The sequence below is a fragment of the Clostridium sp. genome, from assembly GCF_051654825.1.
Classification (GTDB): domain Bacteria; phylum Bacillota; class Clostridia; order Clostridiales; family Clostridiaceae; genus Clostridium.
This window is the reverse complement of record NZ_JBOFYU010000261.1, coordinates 1-14,073: the sequence shown is the minus strand read 5'-3', so window position 1 is coordinate 14,073 and position 14,073 is coordinate 1. Positions and strand designations below refer to the sequence as shown.

The 14,073-nt window shown below is 29.5% G+C and carries 14 protein-coding genes; 1 reads left to right on the top strand and 13 read right to left on the bottom strand.

Features of this window, described 5'->3' with window-relative positions:
• Positions 1–63: 63 nt before the first annotated feature.
• The 13 genes from ACRDBA_RS15885 to ACRDBA_RS15825 all read right to left on the bottom strand — a co-directional run bounded on the left by ACRDBA_RS15885 (position 64) and on the right by ACRDBA_RS15825 (position 13,060).
• A complete protein-coding gene (locus tag ACRDBA_RS15885) occupies positions 64–1,005 on the bottom strand; it encodes a DNA-3-methyladenine glycosylase family protein (RefSeq protein WP_438573904.1) in 942 nt (313 codons plus the stop codon).
• A 63-nt stretch (positions 1,006–1,068) separates the two neighbouring features.
• Positions 1,069–1,503 carry a C-GCAxxG-C-C family (seleno)protein gene (locus ACRDBA_RS15880; RefSeq protein ID WP_438573903.1) on the bottom strand — a complete coding sequence of 145 codons (435 nt, stop codon included), beginning with the start codon at positions 1,501–1,503 and terminating at the stop codon, positions 1,069–1,071.
• A gap of 138 nt (positions 1,504–1,641) precedes the next feature.
• Positions 1,642–2,484 carry a 3-hydroxybutyryl-CoA dehydrogenase gene (locus ACRDBA_RS15875; protein ID WP_438573902.1) on the bottom strand — a complete coding sequence of 281 codons (843 nt, stop codon included), beginning with the start codon at positions 2,482–2,484 and terminating at the stop codon, positions 1,642–1,644.
• A 135-nt stretch (positions 2,485–2,619) separates the two neighbouring features.
• Positions 2,620–3,627 carry an electron transfer flavoprotein subunit alpha/FixB family protein gene (locus ACRDBA_RS15870; RefSeq protein ID WP_438573901.1) on the bottom strand — a complete coding sequence of 336 codons (1,008 nt, stop codon included), beginning with the start codon at positions 3,625–3,627 and terminating at the stop codon, positions 2,620–2,622.
• 22 nt (positions 3,628–3,649) lie between these two features.
• Positions 3,650–4,429 (bottom strand): electron transfer flavoprotein subunit beta, encoded by a 780-nt coding sequence (locus tag ACRDBA_RS15865; RefSeq protein ID WP_438573900.1) that lies wholly within the window; start codon positions 4,427–4,429, stop codon positions 3,650–3,652.
• A gap of 17 nt (positions 4,430–4,446) precedes the next feature.
• Entirely contained in the window at positions 4,447–5,586 is a 1,140-nt protein-coding gene (locus ACRDBA_RS15860; RefSeq protein ID WP_438573899.1) for an acyl-CoA dehydrogenase, read from the bottom strand.
• A 74-nt stretch (positions 5,587–5,660) separates the two neighbouring features.
• Positions 5,661–6,443 (bottom strand): short-chain-enoyl-CoA hydratase, encoded by a 783-nt coding sequence (locus tag ACRDBA_RS15855; RefSeq protein WP_438573898.1) that lies wholly within the window; start codon positions 6,441–6,443, stop codon positions 5,661–5,663.
• Positions 6,444–6,750: 307 nt separating this feature from the next.
• A complete protein-coding gene (locus ACRDBA_RS15850; protein ID WP_438573897.1) occupies positions 6,751–7,386 on the bottom strand; it encodes a redox-sensing transcriptional repressor Rex in 636 nt (211 codons plus the stop codon).
• A 130-nt stretch (positions 7,387–7,516) separates the two neighbouring features.
• The gene (locus ACRDBA_RS15845; protein ID WP_438573896.1) at positions 7,517–8,089 is read right to left on the bottom strand and encodes a manganese efflux pump MntP; all 573 of its coding nucleotides are present in this window, start codon (positions 8,087–8,089) and stop codon (positions 7,517–7,519) included.
• Positions 8,090–8,459: 370 nt separating this feature from the next.
• Positions 8,460–10,667, bottom strand: a complete 2,208-nt coding sequence (locus tag ACRDBA_RS15840) for a heavy metal translocating P-type ATPase (protein WP_438573895.1) — start codon at positions 10,665–10,667, stop codon at positions 8,460–8,462.
• A 20-nt stretch (positions 10,668–10,687) separates the two neighbouring features.
• Positions 10,688–11,050, bottom strand: coding sequence for an ArsR/SmtB family transcription factor (locus ACRDBA_RS15835; RefSeq protein WP_438573894.1), 363 nt, complete (start codon positions 11,048–11,050; stop codon positions 10,688–10,690).
• Positions 11,051–11,177: 127 nt separating this feature from the next.
• Entirely contained in the window at positions 11,178–11,768 is a 591-nt protein-coding gene (locus ACRDBA_RS15830; RefSeq protein WP_438573920.1) for a zinc dependent phospholipase C family protein, read from the bottom strand.
• A gap of 224 nt (positions 11,769–11,992) precedes the next feature.
• Positions 11,993–13,060 (bottom strand): mannose-1-phosphate guanylyltransferase, encoded by a 1,068-nt coding sequence (locus ACRDBA_RS15825; protein WP_438573893.1) that lies wholly within the window; start codon positions 13,058–13,060, stop codon positions 11,993–11,995.
• Positions 13,061–13,467: 407 nt separating this feature from the next.
• Here ACRDBA_RS15825 and ACRDBA_RS15820 point away from each other — a divergent pair.
• Positions 13,468–14,073: DedA family protein (locus tag ACRDBA_RS15820; RefSeq protein WP_438573892.1), on the top strand; the 606-nt coding region annotated here is incomplete at its 3' end.

Below are 14,073 nucleotides of genomic sequence, written 5' to 3'. Positions count from 1 at the left end.
TTAATTTCAATAAAAAGAAATAAACTCACTCATTTTTCATCTGAGTGAGTTTATTTTTTAACTTTAAACTTTTATATCATTTTCTCTAGCATAATAAAATAGATATTGTTGTGCTAAACCTGAAAGATTTCCAAACTTATCACGTGCAAAAACTCTCATTTTATTTAATGAAACATCTGGTGCAACATAAAAATGAATCATAGCTCTTTTAACCCAAACATCTACTGGGAATGATGAATGTTTAGCCATAGAAAATAACATTATACAATCTGCAACCTTTGCTCCAACACCCATGAATTTTTGTAATGCAATATGACAGTCATCATCATTTAAGTTTTTTATGTATTCTAAATCATAATCTAATATTTCTGGTCTTTCTTCATAATTTGAAGGATTTTTCTCATAGTCCTCTTTCGTTTCAATTGCTTCATTAACTTTTCCAATTGTATCTACTATGTATTTACTTCTAAATGATGCCCCTGTTGATTGAATTTCTTCAAGAGTTGCACCTTTTATTTGATCTGGCATAGGAAAAGTATGATACTCTACACCCTTATACTGGATTTTATTTCCCCATTTTTCACATATTTTTTTAACAGTTTTTTTAATTGATGGAATACTATTTCTTGCTGAAATTATAAAACTAATTAACATTTCAAATGGATCTTGATTTAAAATTCTAATTCCATATCCAAATTCAACACTATTTTTTAATATCTCATCTTTTGCTAACTCGTCTTTTATAGTAGAGTATTCTCTTTCTAAATCAAAATAATTAATCCAAATTTTATTAAAATCATCTTTATTTGTATTTAATATAGTTACATCATCACCATTTTGAATTACTTCTATAACTCTTCCATATGCAATAATTATATAATTAGTATCACTTATTTTATCCCATCTAAAACATTGACCACATTCAAGAATTTGTTTTATATTAAAATTTCTAGTTCCTTCTATTATTACTTTATCATTTTCAAAAATTACATTTTTAAAGTCCATTTCTTCACCTCATGTATCACTTTCAATACATTAATTATCCCTCATATATAAACGAACTATACTCTATTTTACTCTGTAAATTTTATATTCCCCAATATATTTATCTACAATTTCTTCTAATGTTCTTGCTGCTACTAACATCATATGTAAACATCTATCTTCATCATTTTTTCTATATTTTGACTTTAATTCATTACAATTTAACGTCCCCAAATTATCGTTAAATTTATTCATAAATTCTAAAGTCATTTCTTTTACATGTGGACTTTTATGTCCACTTTCCTCTGTAAACATTATACCTATTGCAGCTATTGCTCCCGTAGCTCCACCACATATACTTTCAATAGCCATTCCACCACCAAAAGAAGCCATAGCTTTAATAGTTTGTTTAGATAAATCTAAATCATATTGCTCATTTACAGCTACTAACATACATTCAGCACAATTCAAATCATACTTTTTATCGTAATACTTTTCAGTTCTTTGTACTAAGTTCATACTTTCCCTCCTTTTTTAATTGATTATATCATAAATTTTTCCTTTATAGCAAAATAAGGATTCAGCAAAACTGAATCCTTACCTATCTAAAATAACACTAGGCATATGGAGTTATTTTATAATCATTTAAAATTATTATTAATAATTATAGAATCCTCTTCCTGATTTTCTTCCTAACCATCCAGCTCTAACATACTTTCTTAAAAGGCTGCTAGCTCTGTACTTAGTGTCTCCTGTTTCATTATATAAAACATCCATTATAGCAAGACAAACATCTAATCCTATAAGATCTCCTAATGCTAAAGGTCCCATTGGGTGATTAGCACCAAATTTCATAGCTGTGTCTATATCTTCAACTGAAGCAATTCCTTCTTGAAGGATACATGAAGCTTCATTTATCATTGGGATAAGTATTCTGTTAACTACAAATCCTGGAGCTTCTGCAACTTCTACTGGTTCTTTACCTATAGCTACTGATAATTCTTTTACAGCATCATAAGTTTCTTGTGAAGTAGCCATTCCTCTGATAATTTCAACTAACTTCATTACTGGAGCTGGGTTAAAGAAATGCATTCCTATAACTTTATCAGTTCTCTTTGTAGCTGATGCAACTTCAGTTATTGATAATGATGAAGTATTTGAAGCTAAAATTGTTGACTCTTTACATATTTGATCTAATTCAGCAAATATTTGTTTCTTTATTTCCATGTTTTCAATAGCTGCTTCTACTACTAAATCACAATCTTCAGCTAATTTCATATCAGTAGTTCCTGATATTCTTGAAAGTATAGCTTCTTTATCTTCTTCTGTCATTCTTCCTTTAGCAACTTGCTTACTTAAACCTTTGTTGATTCCAGCGATTCCTCTTTCAACAAATTCTTCTTTTATATCTCTAACGATAACTTCATAACCTTTTTGAGCGAAAGCTTGAACGATTCCAGCTCCCATTGTTCCAGCTCCAAGTACAAAAATCTTTTGCATAATAATTCCCTCCTAAATTCTACTTATATACCATAATTTAAACCCTAATACGTTTAATTTTTATTAAACTATTTATGTTAATTTGTTTAAACAATGGACAATAAAATCATTGTCCATTGTTTATCTCATAAAATACTATTCTGCTTCTTTAATTGCCTTTAATTGTGCAGTCATTTCTGGTACTACTTTAGCAATATCTCCAACTATAGCATAATCAGCAACCTTCATGATTGGAGCATCAGCATCTTTGTTGATAGCAATAATCATATCTGAATCTTGCATACCAGCAACGTGTTGGATAGCTCCTGAAATACCACAAGCTATATAAATGTTTGGTCTTACAGTCTTACCAGTTTGTCCAACTTGGTAATCTCTTTCAATCCAACCATTATCAGTAGCAGCTCTTGAACCAGCTACTGTTCCACCTAATACCGAAGCAAGTTCTGATAATAATTCAAAGTTTTCCTTAGAACCAACACCTCTACCACCTGAAACTATAAAGTTAGCTTCACTTATATCAACTATATCCTTGTTTTCTTTAACTATTTCTACAATTGTAGTTCTAATATCACTAGCTTCTAAGCTTACATTAACATTTTCTATAGTGAAATCCCTTTCTTCAAGTGGAAGTTTTGAGAATACTCCTGGTCTAACTGTAGCCATTTGTGGTCTGTGATCAGGACATGCTATAGTAGCCATTAAGTTACCACCAAATGCTGGTCTTGTAGCTAATAAATCTCCATTTTCAACTTCTACATCTAAAATTGTACAGTCAGCTGTTAATCCTGTTGATAATCTAGCTGCAACTCTTGGACCTAAATCTCTTCCTACAAAAGTAGCACCTATGAATAATATTCCTGGCTTTCTTTCGCTAGCTAAGTCACAAATTACCTTAGTATATCCATCAGTTGTATAATTTTTTAATAATTCACTTTCAGCAACTAAAACTTCATCTGCTCCATGCTTACCTAAGTTTTCTGCTAATCCTTGTACGTTATCACCTAATAAAAGGGCTGTTAATTTTACGCCTAATTTATCTGCAATCTTTCTTCCTTCACCAAGTAATTCTAGAGAAACTTTTTGAAGTTCTCCTCCTCTTTGCTCAGCAAATACCCAAACGCCTCTGTAATCTGCTATATTCATCTTCCTTACCTCCTAATATATCCTAGATATAGTGTTTTTCTTTTAATTTTCCTAACACATATTTTACAGCTTCTGGAGCAACTTCTTTAACTATTTCTCCTGCTCCCTTAGTTTCTTTTGTCATTGATTTTTTAACCTTAGTAGGTGAACCCTTTAATCCTAATTCAGCCTTATCTACTTCTATATCATCAGCTGACCAAACTTGTATTTCTTTGTTAGCTGTATCGAAGATATATTGAACGTTCATATATCTTGGCTCGTTTAATTCTTTTATAGCTGTTAAAAGAACTGGAGCTTGAACCTTTATTAATTCATATCCATCTTCTAATGCTCTATTTACTAATAATCCATCTTCTTCAACTTTTACGTCTTGAACGTAAGTTACTTGAGGTATATCTAAATGTTCAGCTATTTCTGGTCCTACTTGAGCAGTATCTCCATCGATAGCTTGTCTTCCTGCGAAAACTACATCATATTTTAATCTTTTTAATGCTCCTGCTAAAGCTTTTGAAGTTGCTAGTGTATCAGCCCCTGCAAATGCTCTATCTGTAATAAGAATTGCTTCATCAGCTCCCATACATAAAGCTTCTCTTAAAGCATTTTGTGCTTGAGGTGGCCCCATGCTTAATACTGTAACAGTTGCACCTGAAGTTTCTTTTATTCTTAAAGCTGCTTCTAAAGCATGCTTGTCCTCTGGGTTTATTATTGAAGGAACACCATCTCTTATAAGAGTTCCTGTTTTTGGATCTATTTTAACAGCCGTTGTATCTGGAACTTGCTTTAAACAAACTACTATATTCATCTATAAGTCCTCCTCTATTATCTTAATTCGCTTCCTGCGATAACCATTTTTTGAACTTCTGAAGTTCCTTCATAAATTTCAGTTATCTTAGCGTCTCTCATCATTCTTTCTACTGGGTATTCTTTAGTGTATCCATATCCACCAAAGATTTGTACTGCTTTAGTTGTAACATCCATTGCTACTTCTGCAGCATATAATTTAGCTCTTGCAGCTTCTACTGAATAAGGCTTCTTAGCTTCTTTTAAGCAAGCAGCTTTATATACTAAGTATCTAGCAGCTTCTATTTTTGTATTCATATCAGCTATCATCCATTGTAATCCTTGGAATGCTGATAATGATCTACCAAATTGTTTTCTTTCTTTCATGTAAGCTACAGCTTCTTCGTAAGCACCTTCAGCTATACCTAATGCTTGAGCAGCTATACCAATTCTTCCTCCATCAAGAGTCTTCATTGCTATACCAAACCCTTTACCTTCTTGACCTAATAAGTTTTCTTTTGGTACTATACAGTTTTCCATTATTAATTCAGTTGTTGAAGATGCTCTAATTCCAAGCTTTTCTTCTTTCTTACCAATTGAGAAACCTGGGAAGCTTTTTTCAACTACGAAAGCTGAAATCCCTCTAGTTCCTTTGCTCTTATCTGTCATAGCAAATATTATAAATGTTTCAGCATATCCACCATTTGTTATGAATATTTTTGAACCATTTAATACATAATGGTCACCTTCTAAAGTTGCTACAGTTTGTTGTCCTGCTGCATCTGTACCAGCACCTGGTTCAGTTAATCCAAAAGCACCTAACTTTCTTCCTGATGCAAGATCTGGTAAGTATTTAGCTTTTTGATCCTTGTTACCAAATTCGTTTATTACAGATCCACAAAGTGAAGTATGAGCTGATACTATAACCCCTGTTGTTCCACAAACCTTTGATAACTCTTCAACTGTTAATATATATGAAAGTACGTCTCCACCAGCTCCACCAAATTCTTTAGCGAATGGGATACCTAACATACCTAACTTAGCCATCTTTTCTACATTTTCCATTGGAAATCTTTCAGTTTCATCGATTTCAGCAGCAATTGGTTTAACTTCGTTTAATGCGAACTCTCTAACCATTTGTTTTACTAATTCTTGTTCTCTCGTTAATTCGAAATTCATTAATTTTACCTCCTTATGATTACCTAAATAAATTCAAACTTTTAAGACAATTTTCTTTTTAAATAATTTTCTGATTATTTATTTTGGAAATTTTTATTTCTTCTTTCTATGAAAGCAGACATTCCTTCTGTTTGATCTTCTGTTAAGAAACATTTACCAAAGTCTTCTGCTTCTATTTCTATAGCTTTATCTATATCAACTTGCATCCCTCTATTAATAGCATCTTTACATAATTTAACTGCTATTGGAGCATTAGCTATTATCATATTTGCCATTGATTTAGCTTCTTCCATTAAATTTTCTAATTCAACTACTTTGTTAACTAAACCAATTCTTAAAGCTTCATCAGCTTTTATTATTGCACCTGTGTAAATTAATTCTTTAGCTTTTCCTTCACCAACTAATCTTGGTAATCTTTGAGTACCACCAAATCCTGGTGTTATTCCTAAACCTGATTCTGGTTGAGCAAATTTAGCTTTTACTGAAGCTATTCTTATGTCACAAGACATCGCTAACTCACATCCACCACCTAAAGCAAATCCTGAGATTGCAGCAATAACAGGCTTGTCTAAGTTTTCTAATCTTCTGAATACTTTGTTTCCAAGAAGACCAAATTCTCTACCTTGTTCTTCACTTAAGTCTTTCATTTCAGCAATATCAGCTCCTGCTACAAATGATTTTTCACCTGCACCAGTTAAAATAACACAATAAATATTGTTGTCATTTTCTAAATCAGCTACAACTGTGTCAATATCAGTTAATGTTTCTGAATTTAAAGCATTTAATGCTTTTGGTCTATTAATTGTAACAATAGCCAAATTACCTTCTTTTTCAAGAATTACATTTTTTAATTCCATCTTAAGGTCCTCCCTTTTATCCCCATTATTAAAATTTTAGAAAGAAAATATATAGAAGTTCTAATAAGTTCTGATTTACTATATATTTTCAATATTACCTACCATAAATTTAATATTTAATATTGCTCTTGACCATATAAGCAACATCAAATTGTCGTAATAATCACTTTTTTCGAATCTTTGTTAATCTTCTAACAATTATAGCGAAAAAATAATTGAAGCTTTCGACTTCAATTATGATTATAAACTTTAGATATTTTTTTTGCAATAATTATTTGAAATTTAAGATATTTTTTACAATTTTTCCTTATTCATCTTCTTTGTGTAGTAAATAAATTAACGTTAATAGACTTTCTGAAAGATGTACATTTTCAACTATTACGTCTTCTGGTACAACTAAATCAACAGGTGCGAAGTTCCATATACCTTTTATTCCACCTGCAACCAATATATCACAAACTTTTTGTGCATTTATTCTCGGAACACAAATCATACCAATATCTATGCTATTTTTACTTAAAAATTCCTCTAGATTGTCTATATCTTGAATTTCTATTCCTCTCATTCTTAATCCTATTAATTTTGGATTAGCATCAAATATACCATCTAAAGATAATCCAAGTTCAGAAAATCTACTATAATTTGCAACCGCCTGACCTATATTTCCTGCCCCAACTATTAATGTTCTATATTCTTTATTTAACCCTAGTATAAGACTTATTTGCTTGTATAAATCTTTAACATTGTATCCATAACCTTGCTGCCCAAAATCACCAAAACAGTTTAAATCTTGTCTTATTTGAGAAGCTGTAAATCCAATTTTCTCACCAAGTTCTTTAGATGAAATTCTATCTACATCATTTCTCATTAACTCTTGTAAATATCTATGATATTTTGGTAATCTCTTAATTACAGCCATAGAAATATTCTTTTTCTTTTCCATACTGTACCTTCTCCTTAACAACTTATTTTTATTAGTTTAGTCTTAATATCACTAATAAAGACTCTATATTCTATATTTTAACACTTTTCTAATATTTTTAGAACAACTTTAGTTATCTATTTAACAAACCTTATAAAAAACTTAATAACCCTAGATGTTCTATTAGTATTTTTAAACCTATTAAAACTAATATTACTCCACCAATAACTTCGGCTTTTCCTTGTAATAAGCTACCTACAGCCTTTCCTATATAAACCCCTACTATACATATTACTAATGTTGTTAATGCTATAATTAATGCTGCACTAATTATATTTACACTTAACGCTCCAAAAGTAATCCCTACAGCTAAGGCGTCTATGCTCGTTGCTATAGACAATAAGAATAATTTCTTATTTGAATATACTGTGTCTTCCTCTTCCACTTCTCCACTTAATCCCTCATATATCATTTTCATTCCAATTATACCTAATAGTATAACTGCAATCCAATGATCTACACCTTCTATATAAGCCTTAAAATTATTTCCTAGTATCCATCCTATAACAGGCATTATACCTTGCGCTATTCCAAAAAATAAACCTGCTTTTATTGCCATTAATCTTTTATTCTCATTTTTAACCTTAAATCCCATAGTTAATGAAACTGCAAATGCATCCATTGCTAATCCTATAGCAATAAAAAATATACTTAAAATCCCCATTTTTTATACTTCCTCTCTCATTATAAGCTGTATGTTTTTTGTGTTTTTTAAACTAGACTAATTAATTTCAATAAAATTTGTTATTTCCAAATTTATCATTTTTCCTTATGATATTTAAAAAAGGAGACTTATGTATAACGTAGCAGATCCGTTATACATAAGTCTCCCAATTTATACAAAACCTAGATAAACCATTGATTTATCTAGCTTTGTAATCAAGATCAGCGATCTTGTATGCTTCCCTTATGCCTGAAATATTTTCAACCTAATTCATTATATTTAATATGATGAAATTTGTCAACAGATATTAATCTACTTTAAAGTATTTGCATAATTTACTATTTTAAACTACAAATTATTACATTTTAATTTATTTTAAACATCTAACAGAATTTAATACTGCTAAAATAGTAACTCCTACATCAGCGAAAACCGCTCCCCACATATTTGCTATTCCCATAGCTCCTAATATTAATACAAATATTTTTATTCCAAGTGAGAATATAATATTTTGCCATAATATTTTATTAGTTTTTCTGGCTACCTTAATAGCTTCAACTAAAGACTCCGGATCATCATTCATTAAAACGACATCAGCCGCTTCTATTGCCGCATCTGATCCTATAGCTCCCATCGCAACACCAATATCTGCTCTAGCTAATACAGGGGCATCATTTATCCCATCACCAACAAAAGCAACTTTTCCATTTCCAACTTTATTAGATAATATATTTTCTATTTTATCAACTTTATCAGTTGGTAAAAGCTCGTAATATACATTATCTATTTCTAGCATATCTCCAACCTTTTCTCCAACTGCTTTTCTATCTCCAGTTAGCATAACTGTTTTTAATACACCTATTTCTTTTAAATCTTTTATTGCTTTCTTTGAGTTTTCTTTTATTTCATCAGAAATAATTATATTTCCTTTATACTCATTGTCAATTGCAATATGAACTATTGTACCTATAGTGTCTTCATTTTTAAATGCAATATTAAATTTTTTCATTAACTTTTCATTTCCTAATAACACTGTGCTATTATTAATTATTGCCTTTATTCCATGCCCTGATACTTCTTCATAATCTTTTATTTTATTTTTATCTATTTCTTTACCATAAGCACTTACTATTGATTGTGCTATTGGATGATTTGATAATGATTCACCTATTGCAGATATTTCTAAAAGAATATTTTTATCTATATTAATTTCATTTATTTCAACAACCTTGAAAATTCCCTTTGTTAAAGTACCTGTCTTATCAAATACTACTGTATCTATATCTTTTAATCCTTCTAAATAATTTCCACCCTTTACTAATATCCCTCTTTTAGATGCACCACCGATTCCAGCGAATAAACCTAAAGGAATAGAAACTACTAAAGCACATGGACATGACACAACAAGGAATATAAGTGCTCTATATATCCAATCTTGGAAGCTAGCTGAGGGTAAAAGAAGTGGTGGTATAACTGCAAGTGCTAATGCTGAAAATACCACTATTGGTGTATATACTTTTGAGAATTTTGTTATAAATTTCTCAGTAGGTGCTTTTTTACTTGAAGCATTTTCAACTAATTCTAAAATTCTTGAAACTGTTGATTCTTCAAATAACTTTGTTACCCTTACCTTTATAACTCCACTATTATTTATATAACCAGCTAATATTTCTTCATTTTGTTTTATTTCTCTAGGAACAGCTTCTCCAGTTAAAGCAGATGTATCAACAAAACTACTTCCTTCTACTACTACTCCATCTAAAGGCACTCTTTCCCCTGGCTTTATTAATATAACATCATCTATTTTAACTAACTCTGGAGATACTTTTTTCTCAACATCTCCCTCTAATATATTCGCATAGTCAGCTCTAATATCCATTAATGATGTTATAGATTTTCTTGATCTATTAACAGCATATGATTGGAACATTTCTCCTACTTCATAAAATAGCATTACAGCAACACCCTCTGGTAATTCACCAATAAAGAATGCTCCTAAAGTTGCTACAGTCATTAAGAAGTTTTCATCAAAAATTTCACCTCTTAATATATTTCTACAAGCTGTTAAAACAACCTTGCCCCCGATTAAAACATAGGCTAATGCAAATAAAACTATTGAAATGCTTACATTTTCTGGAGATATAATTGCTATAAAGTATATTATAGCACCAATGATAAGTCTTAAATTTTCTTTAATAATACTAACTAAGCTATTATCATTACTAGTTTTTTTATTTACTTTTTCACTTTCTATTACTGATTCATGAGTATCTGTGCACTTTGAATCAGTACAAACATTATTTTGCTTTAATTTTACTGAATTTCTATTTGATATATTGTTGCTCTTTTCCATAACCTTAACATCTGGCTCTAAACTCTTAACAATTTCTTTTACTTTATCCACAATTATTTTCTTATCTATTGATTCTTTATACTCAACTAACAAAAGTGATGTTGAAAAGTTTAAGTTTGCTTCTATAACATCCTCTAGTTTATTTACTCGCTCTTCTATTTTATTTCCACAATTGGCACATGTTAAACCTGATAATATAAGCTTAATTTTTTTTGAATTTTCCATATCTAATCCCCCTTTGATATTTATTCTATAATATGCTTAAAACCTTCATCGAATATATGCTTTATATGATCATCAGCTAGTGAATAATAAATAACTTTTCCTGATCTTCTAAAATTAACTAACCTATTATTCTTTAGTACTCTCAATTGATGTGATACTGCTGATTGACTCATATTTAATAATGCTGCTAAATCACATACACATAGCTCTGCTTTAAATAGAGCACAAAGTATTTTTATTCTAGTAGAATCTCCAAAGGCTTTAAATAACTCTGCTAAGTCATAAAGTACAATATCCTCTGGAATTGACTTTTTAACCTCTTCTACAACATCTTTATGAATTATATTGCTTGAACAACTCTCTATTATATTTACGCTACTCATAAATTACCTCCTTCATATGAACACATGCTCATATGTTTGTTTTTTATTATTATATGCTAATCATACTAAAATTGTCAACTTTATAATAAATTTATTATAAATAAAAAAAGCTTGGAATATTCCAAGCTTAAATCACTAATGATAAATGATTTTTAATTTTTTCATTTAGTATTACTTCTTCTAAAATCATGTTTATAATACTATCACATATATAATAGGCAAAGGTTAAATCATGTTTATAATCTATTTTTCCCTCATATTCATCCTGCAATTTCATAATATAATCAGTTATCTCTTCAGAACTTAAATGTGAATTAATATCTTTACTAATTTTAAATTCCTTTGCTACCTTTGCTAAATCTTTCTCATATAATATATGATCTTTCATATAATTAGGATTTTTAAATTCCCATCTTTTATTATGTGGTACACAAAAGAAATCACATAAAAAATGACACACAACTCCTAGTTCTTGATTAAATTTTTTTGGTGAGTATTTTGTATATATGTCTTGTAAAGTAAGTGAAGATAAAAACTCTATTTTCTTTATTACCATTTCAAAACTTTCATCTAAGTAATGTTTTTTAAGCTTATATTTAGATACACAATCTGGCTTAATATTTCCCCAAATAAACTGTGATTCATTAATAAGAAATACTTTATCTTCATCAATGTTTTTTATAAAGTTTTCTGCTAACATTTTATGCGTATTCATCAACATTTATAGTCACCTCACTTTATACTCGAAGCATAAGTTATATTATTATCTTAGTACTATTTTCTATATAAATCAATTTATTATTACTGTACACATAACCATAAGTTATCTCGTATATTATCCGATATGATAATTCTATTTTATTAACACATAGTAGTTATTGTGTTTAAAACAAAAAAAAATTCGTTTCTTTTTTGTTTTTAGAAACGAATTTTTTTAATTATTTAAATGAATTTTTCATATTCCTTTTTTTCACTTAAATCATTAAGCAAATGCTTTATCTCTTGGTCTTTATTGCTATCCATCACTAATATTACATCACCTGCATCAACTATAACTAAGTCTTTTACACCTAATCCTATAACAAGGCTTTTTCCTGGAAAAACAGAGCAGTTTTCACATTCTTGTAAATATACATTGTTCTCTCCATTGTTATTTCTGTAACTATCTAAATATCTACTTAACGCTGAAAAACTTCCTATATCGTCCCATATGAACTCACTTTTTATTACGAATGCCTTTCTAGTTTTTTGCATTATTCCAAAATCAATTGAAATACCATCTATTAAATTGTATTGCTCTTTAATAATTTCCTCTTCATTTTCCTCTCCTATATGCTTATATATCTCCATAAGAGACTTATATAGTTTCGGAAGGTATCTTTCAATCTCTCTTAAAATAACATCTGCTCTAAAAACAAACATTCCTGAATTCCATAAGTAGGTTCCTTTTAACAAAAAATCTTTTGCCACTTCGATATTAGGTTTTTCTGTAAATCTTGCAACCCTATAGCTAGGTATTTCTCCTACCACTCGTTGTCCCATCTCAATATAGCCATAGCCTGTTTCAGGTCTACTTGGAGCTATTCCTATGGTTACTATGCCTCTTTTTTTATTAGCAATTTCTACCGCTTGTGATAATGTTTCTATATAATTCTTGTTTCCTTCTATATGATGGTCAGAAGGTAATACTACCATTACAGCATCACTATCTCTTTTTAATAGTTTAACTGCTGATAGTCCAATACAAGTTGCAGTTTCTTTATTTTCAGGTTCTGTAAAAATATTATTCTTATTTATGCTAGTTAGCTCTAGTCTTATTTTGTCTTGATAATCCTGATTTGTAACTACATAAATATTTTCCTTCTCAATTAAAGGAGTTATTCTATCTACTGTGTTTTCTAAAAAACTTTTGTTGTTTATAACTTTTAAAAATTGTTTTGGTTGATTGGATCTTGATAGAGGGTACAGTCTAGTCCCCTTTCCTCCAGCTAGTATTAGCCCGTATATCACGAATTTTCAACTCCATGTAATACTTTACTTCATTATATGCGTACTATTGTCATTTTGTGAAATATTTAGTCCACTTATAAGTTAGTCACATTTAATTCTATGCACATATTCTGTTTAGTATAATAAAAATATAATTTAAAATTTATTATATATTGACATACTAACTTAGTAGTCTTATAATTCTATTAAATGATATTTCTTTTATTAAAGGGGAGTAGTAGTAAATATAGCGTCAACAATCGCGGCATAAAAGCCTGGTGCTATATACCATTTTGGTTACGAGACTTTTAATATAGTTTCTCTATGAAGAAACTATATTAAAGGTCTCTTTTTCTTTTTAGCTATTGATTAATTTTACAATTATTGAATATAATAACATTTATACTAATTTAAAGAGAGGTGTACTTATGGAATCAACTAACGAATTTATTAATTTTATTACTAACGCAATACAAAGCTTTGGATATATAGGCATTTTTATTGCAGTCTTTTTAGAATATGCTTGCCTACCACTACCAAGCGAAATTCTACTTCCATTTATAGGTCTTTTAGCATCTTATGATAACTTTGGATTTATTCCAGCTATTATAGTCAGTATAGTTGCAGGTCTAATAGGATCTACTATTTGTTATCTTCTTGGATATTTTGGTGGTGCTCCAATAATAGAATGGTTAACAAATAAATCTCCTAGCACAAAAAAGAGTGCTGAAAAAATCAATTCATTTTTAGAAAAGTATGAAAAGGCAGCTGTTTTCTTAGCTAGACTATTACCTCTTACTAGGACTTATATATCTATAGCAGTTGGCGCTGTAAAAATGAAGTATTCAGAATTTATTTTATATTCATTCGGTGGAATAACTATTTGGAACATAATTTTAATATCCTTAGGATATTTCTTAGGAGAAAATACAGATTTAATACAAAAAGTTCTAAAACAATATAGTGTGATTGCTATATTAATCGGATTATTAATACTTATTTTTATCACATACAAATTAGTTAAAAAATATAAA

What these genes read in the sequence shown, in the direction of transcription:
- ACRDBA_RS15865 (WP_438573900.1), bottom strand. Translation starts at nt 4,429, where the DNA reads ATGAATATAGTAGTTTGTTTAAAGCAAGTTCCAGATACAACGGCTGTT.
- ACRDBA_RS15860 (WP_438573899.1), bottom strand. Translation starts at nt 5,586, where the DNA reads ATGAATTTCGAATTAACGAGAGAACAAGAATTAGTAAAACAAATGGTT.
- ACRDBA_RS15875 (WP_438573902.1), bottom strand. Translation starts at nt 2,484, where the DNA reads ATGCAAAAGATTTTTGTACTTGGAGCTGGAACAATGGGAGCTGGAATC.
- ACRDBA_RS15870 (WP_438573901.1), bottom strand. Translation starts at nt 3,627, where the DNA reads ATGAATATAGCAGATTACAGAGGCGTTTGGGTATTTGCTGAGCAAAGA.
- ACRDBA_RS15840 (WP_438573895.1), bottom strand. Translation starts at nt 10,667, where the DNA reads ATGGAAAATTCAAAAAAAATTAAGCTTATATTATCAGGTTTAACATGT.
- ACRDBA_RS15850 (WP_438573897.1), bottom strand. Translation starts at nt 7,386, where the DNA reads ATGGAAAAGAAAAAGAATATTTCTATGGCTGTAATTAAGAGATTACCA.
- ACRDBA_RS15880 (WP_438573903.1), bottom strand. Translation starts at nt 1,503, where the DNA reads ATGAACTTAGTACAAAGAACTGAAAAGTATTACGATAAAAAGTATGAT.
- ACRDBA_RS15835 (WP_438573894.1), bottom strand. Translation starts at nt 11,050, where the DNA reads ATGAGTAGCGTAAATATAATAGAGAGTTGTTCAAGCAATATAATTCAT.
- ACRDBA_RS15845 (WP_438573896.1), bottom strand. Translation starts at nt 8,089, where the DNA reads ATGGGGATTTTAAGTATATTTTTTATTGCTATAGGATTAGCAATGGAT.
- ACRDBA_RS15855 (WP_438573898.1), bottom strand. Translation starts at nt 6,443, where the DNA reads ATGGAATTAAAAAATGTAATTCTTGAAAAAGAAGGTAATTTGGCTATT.
- ACRDBA_RS15885 (WP_438573904.1), bottom strand. Translation starts at nt 1,005, where the DNA reads ATGGACTTTAAAAATGTAATTTTTGAAAATGATAAAGTAATAATAGAA.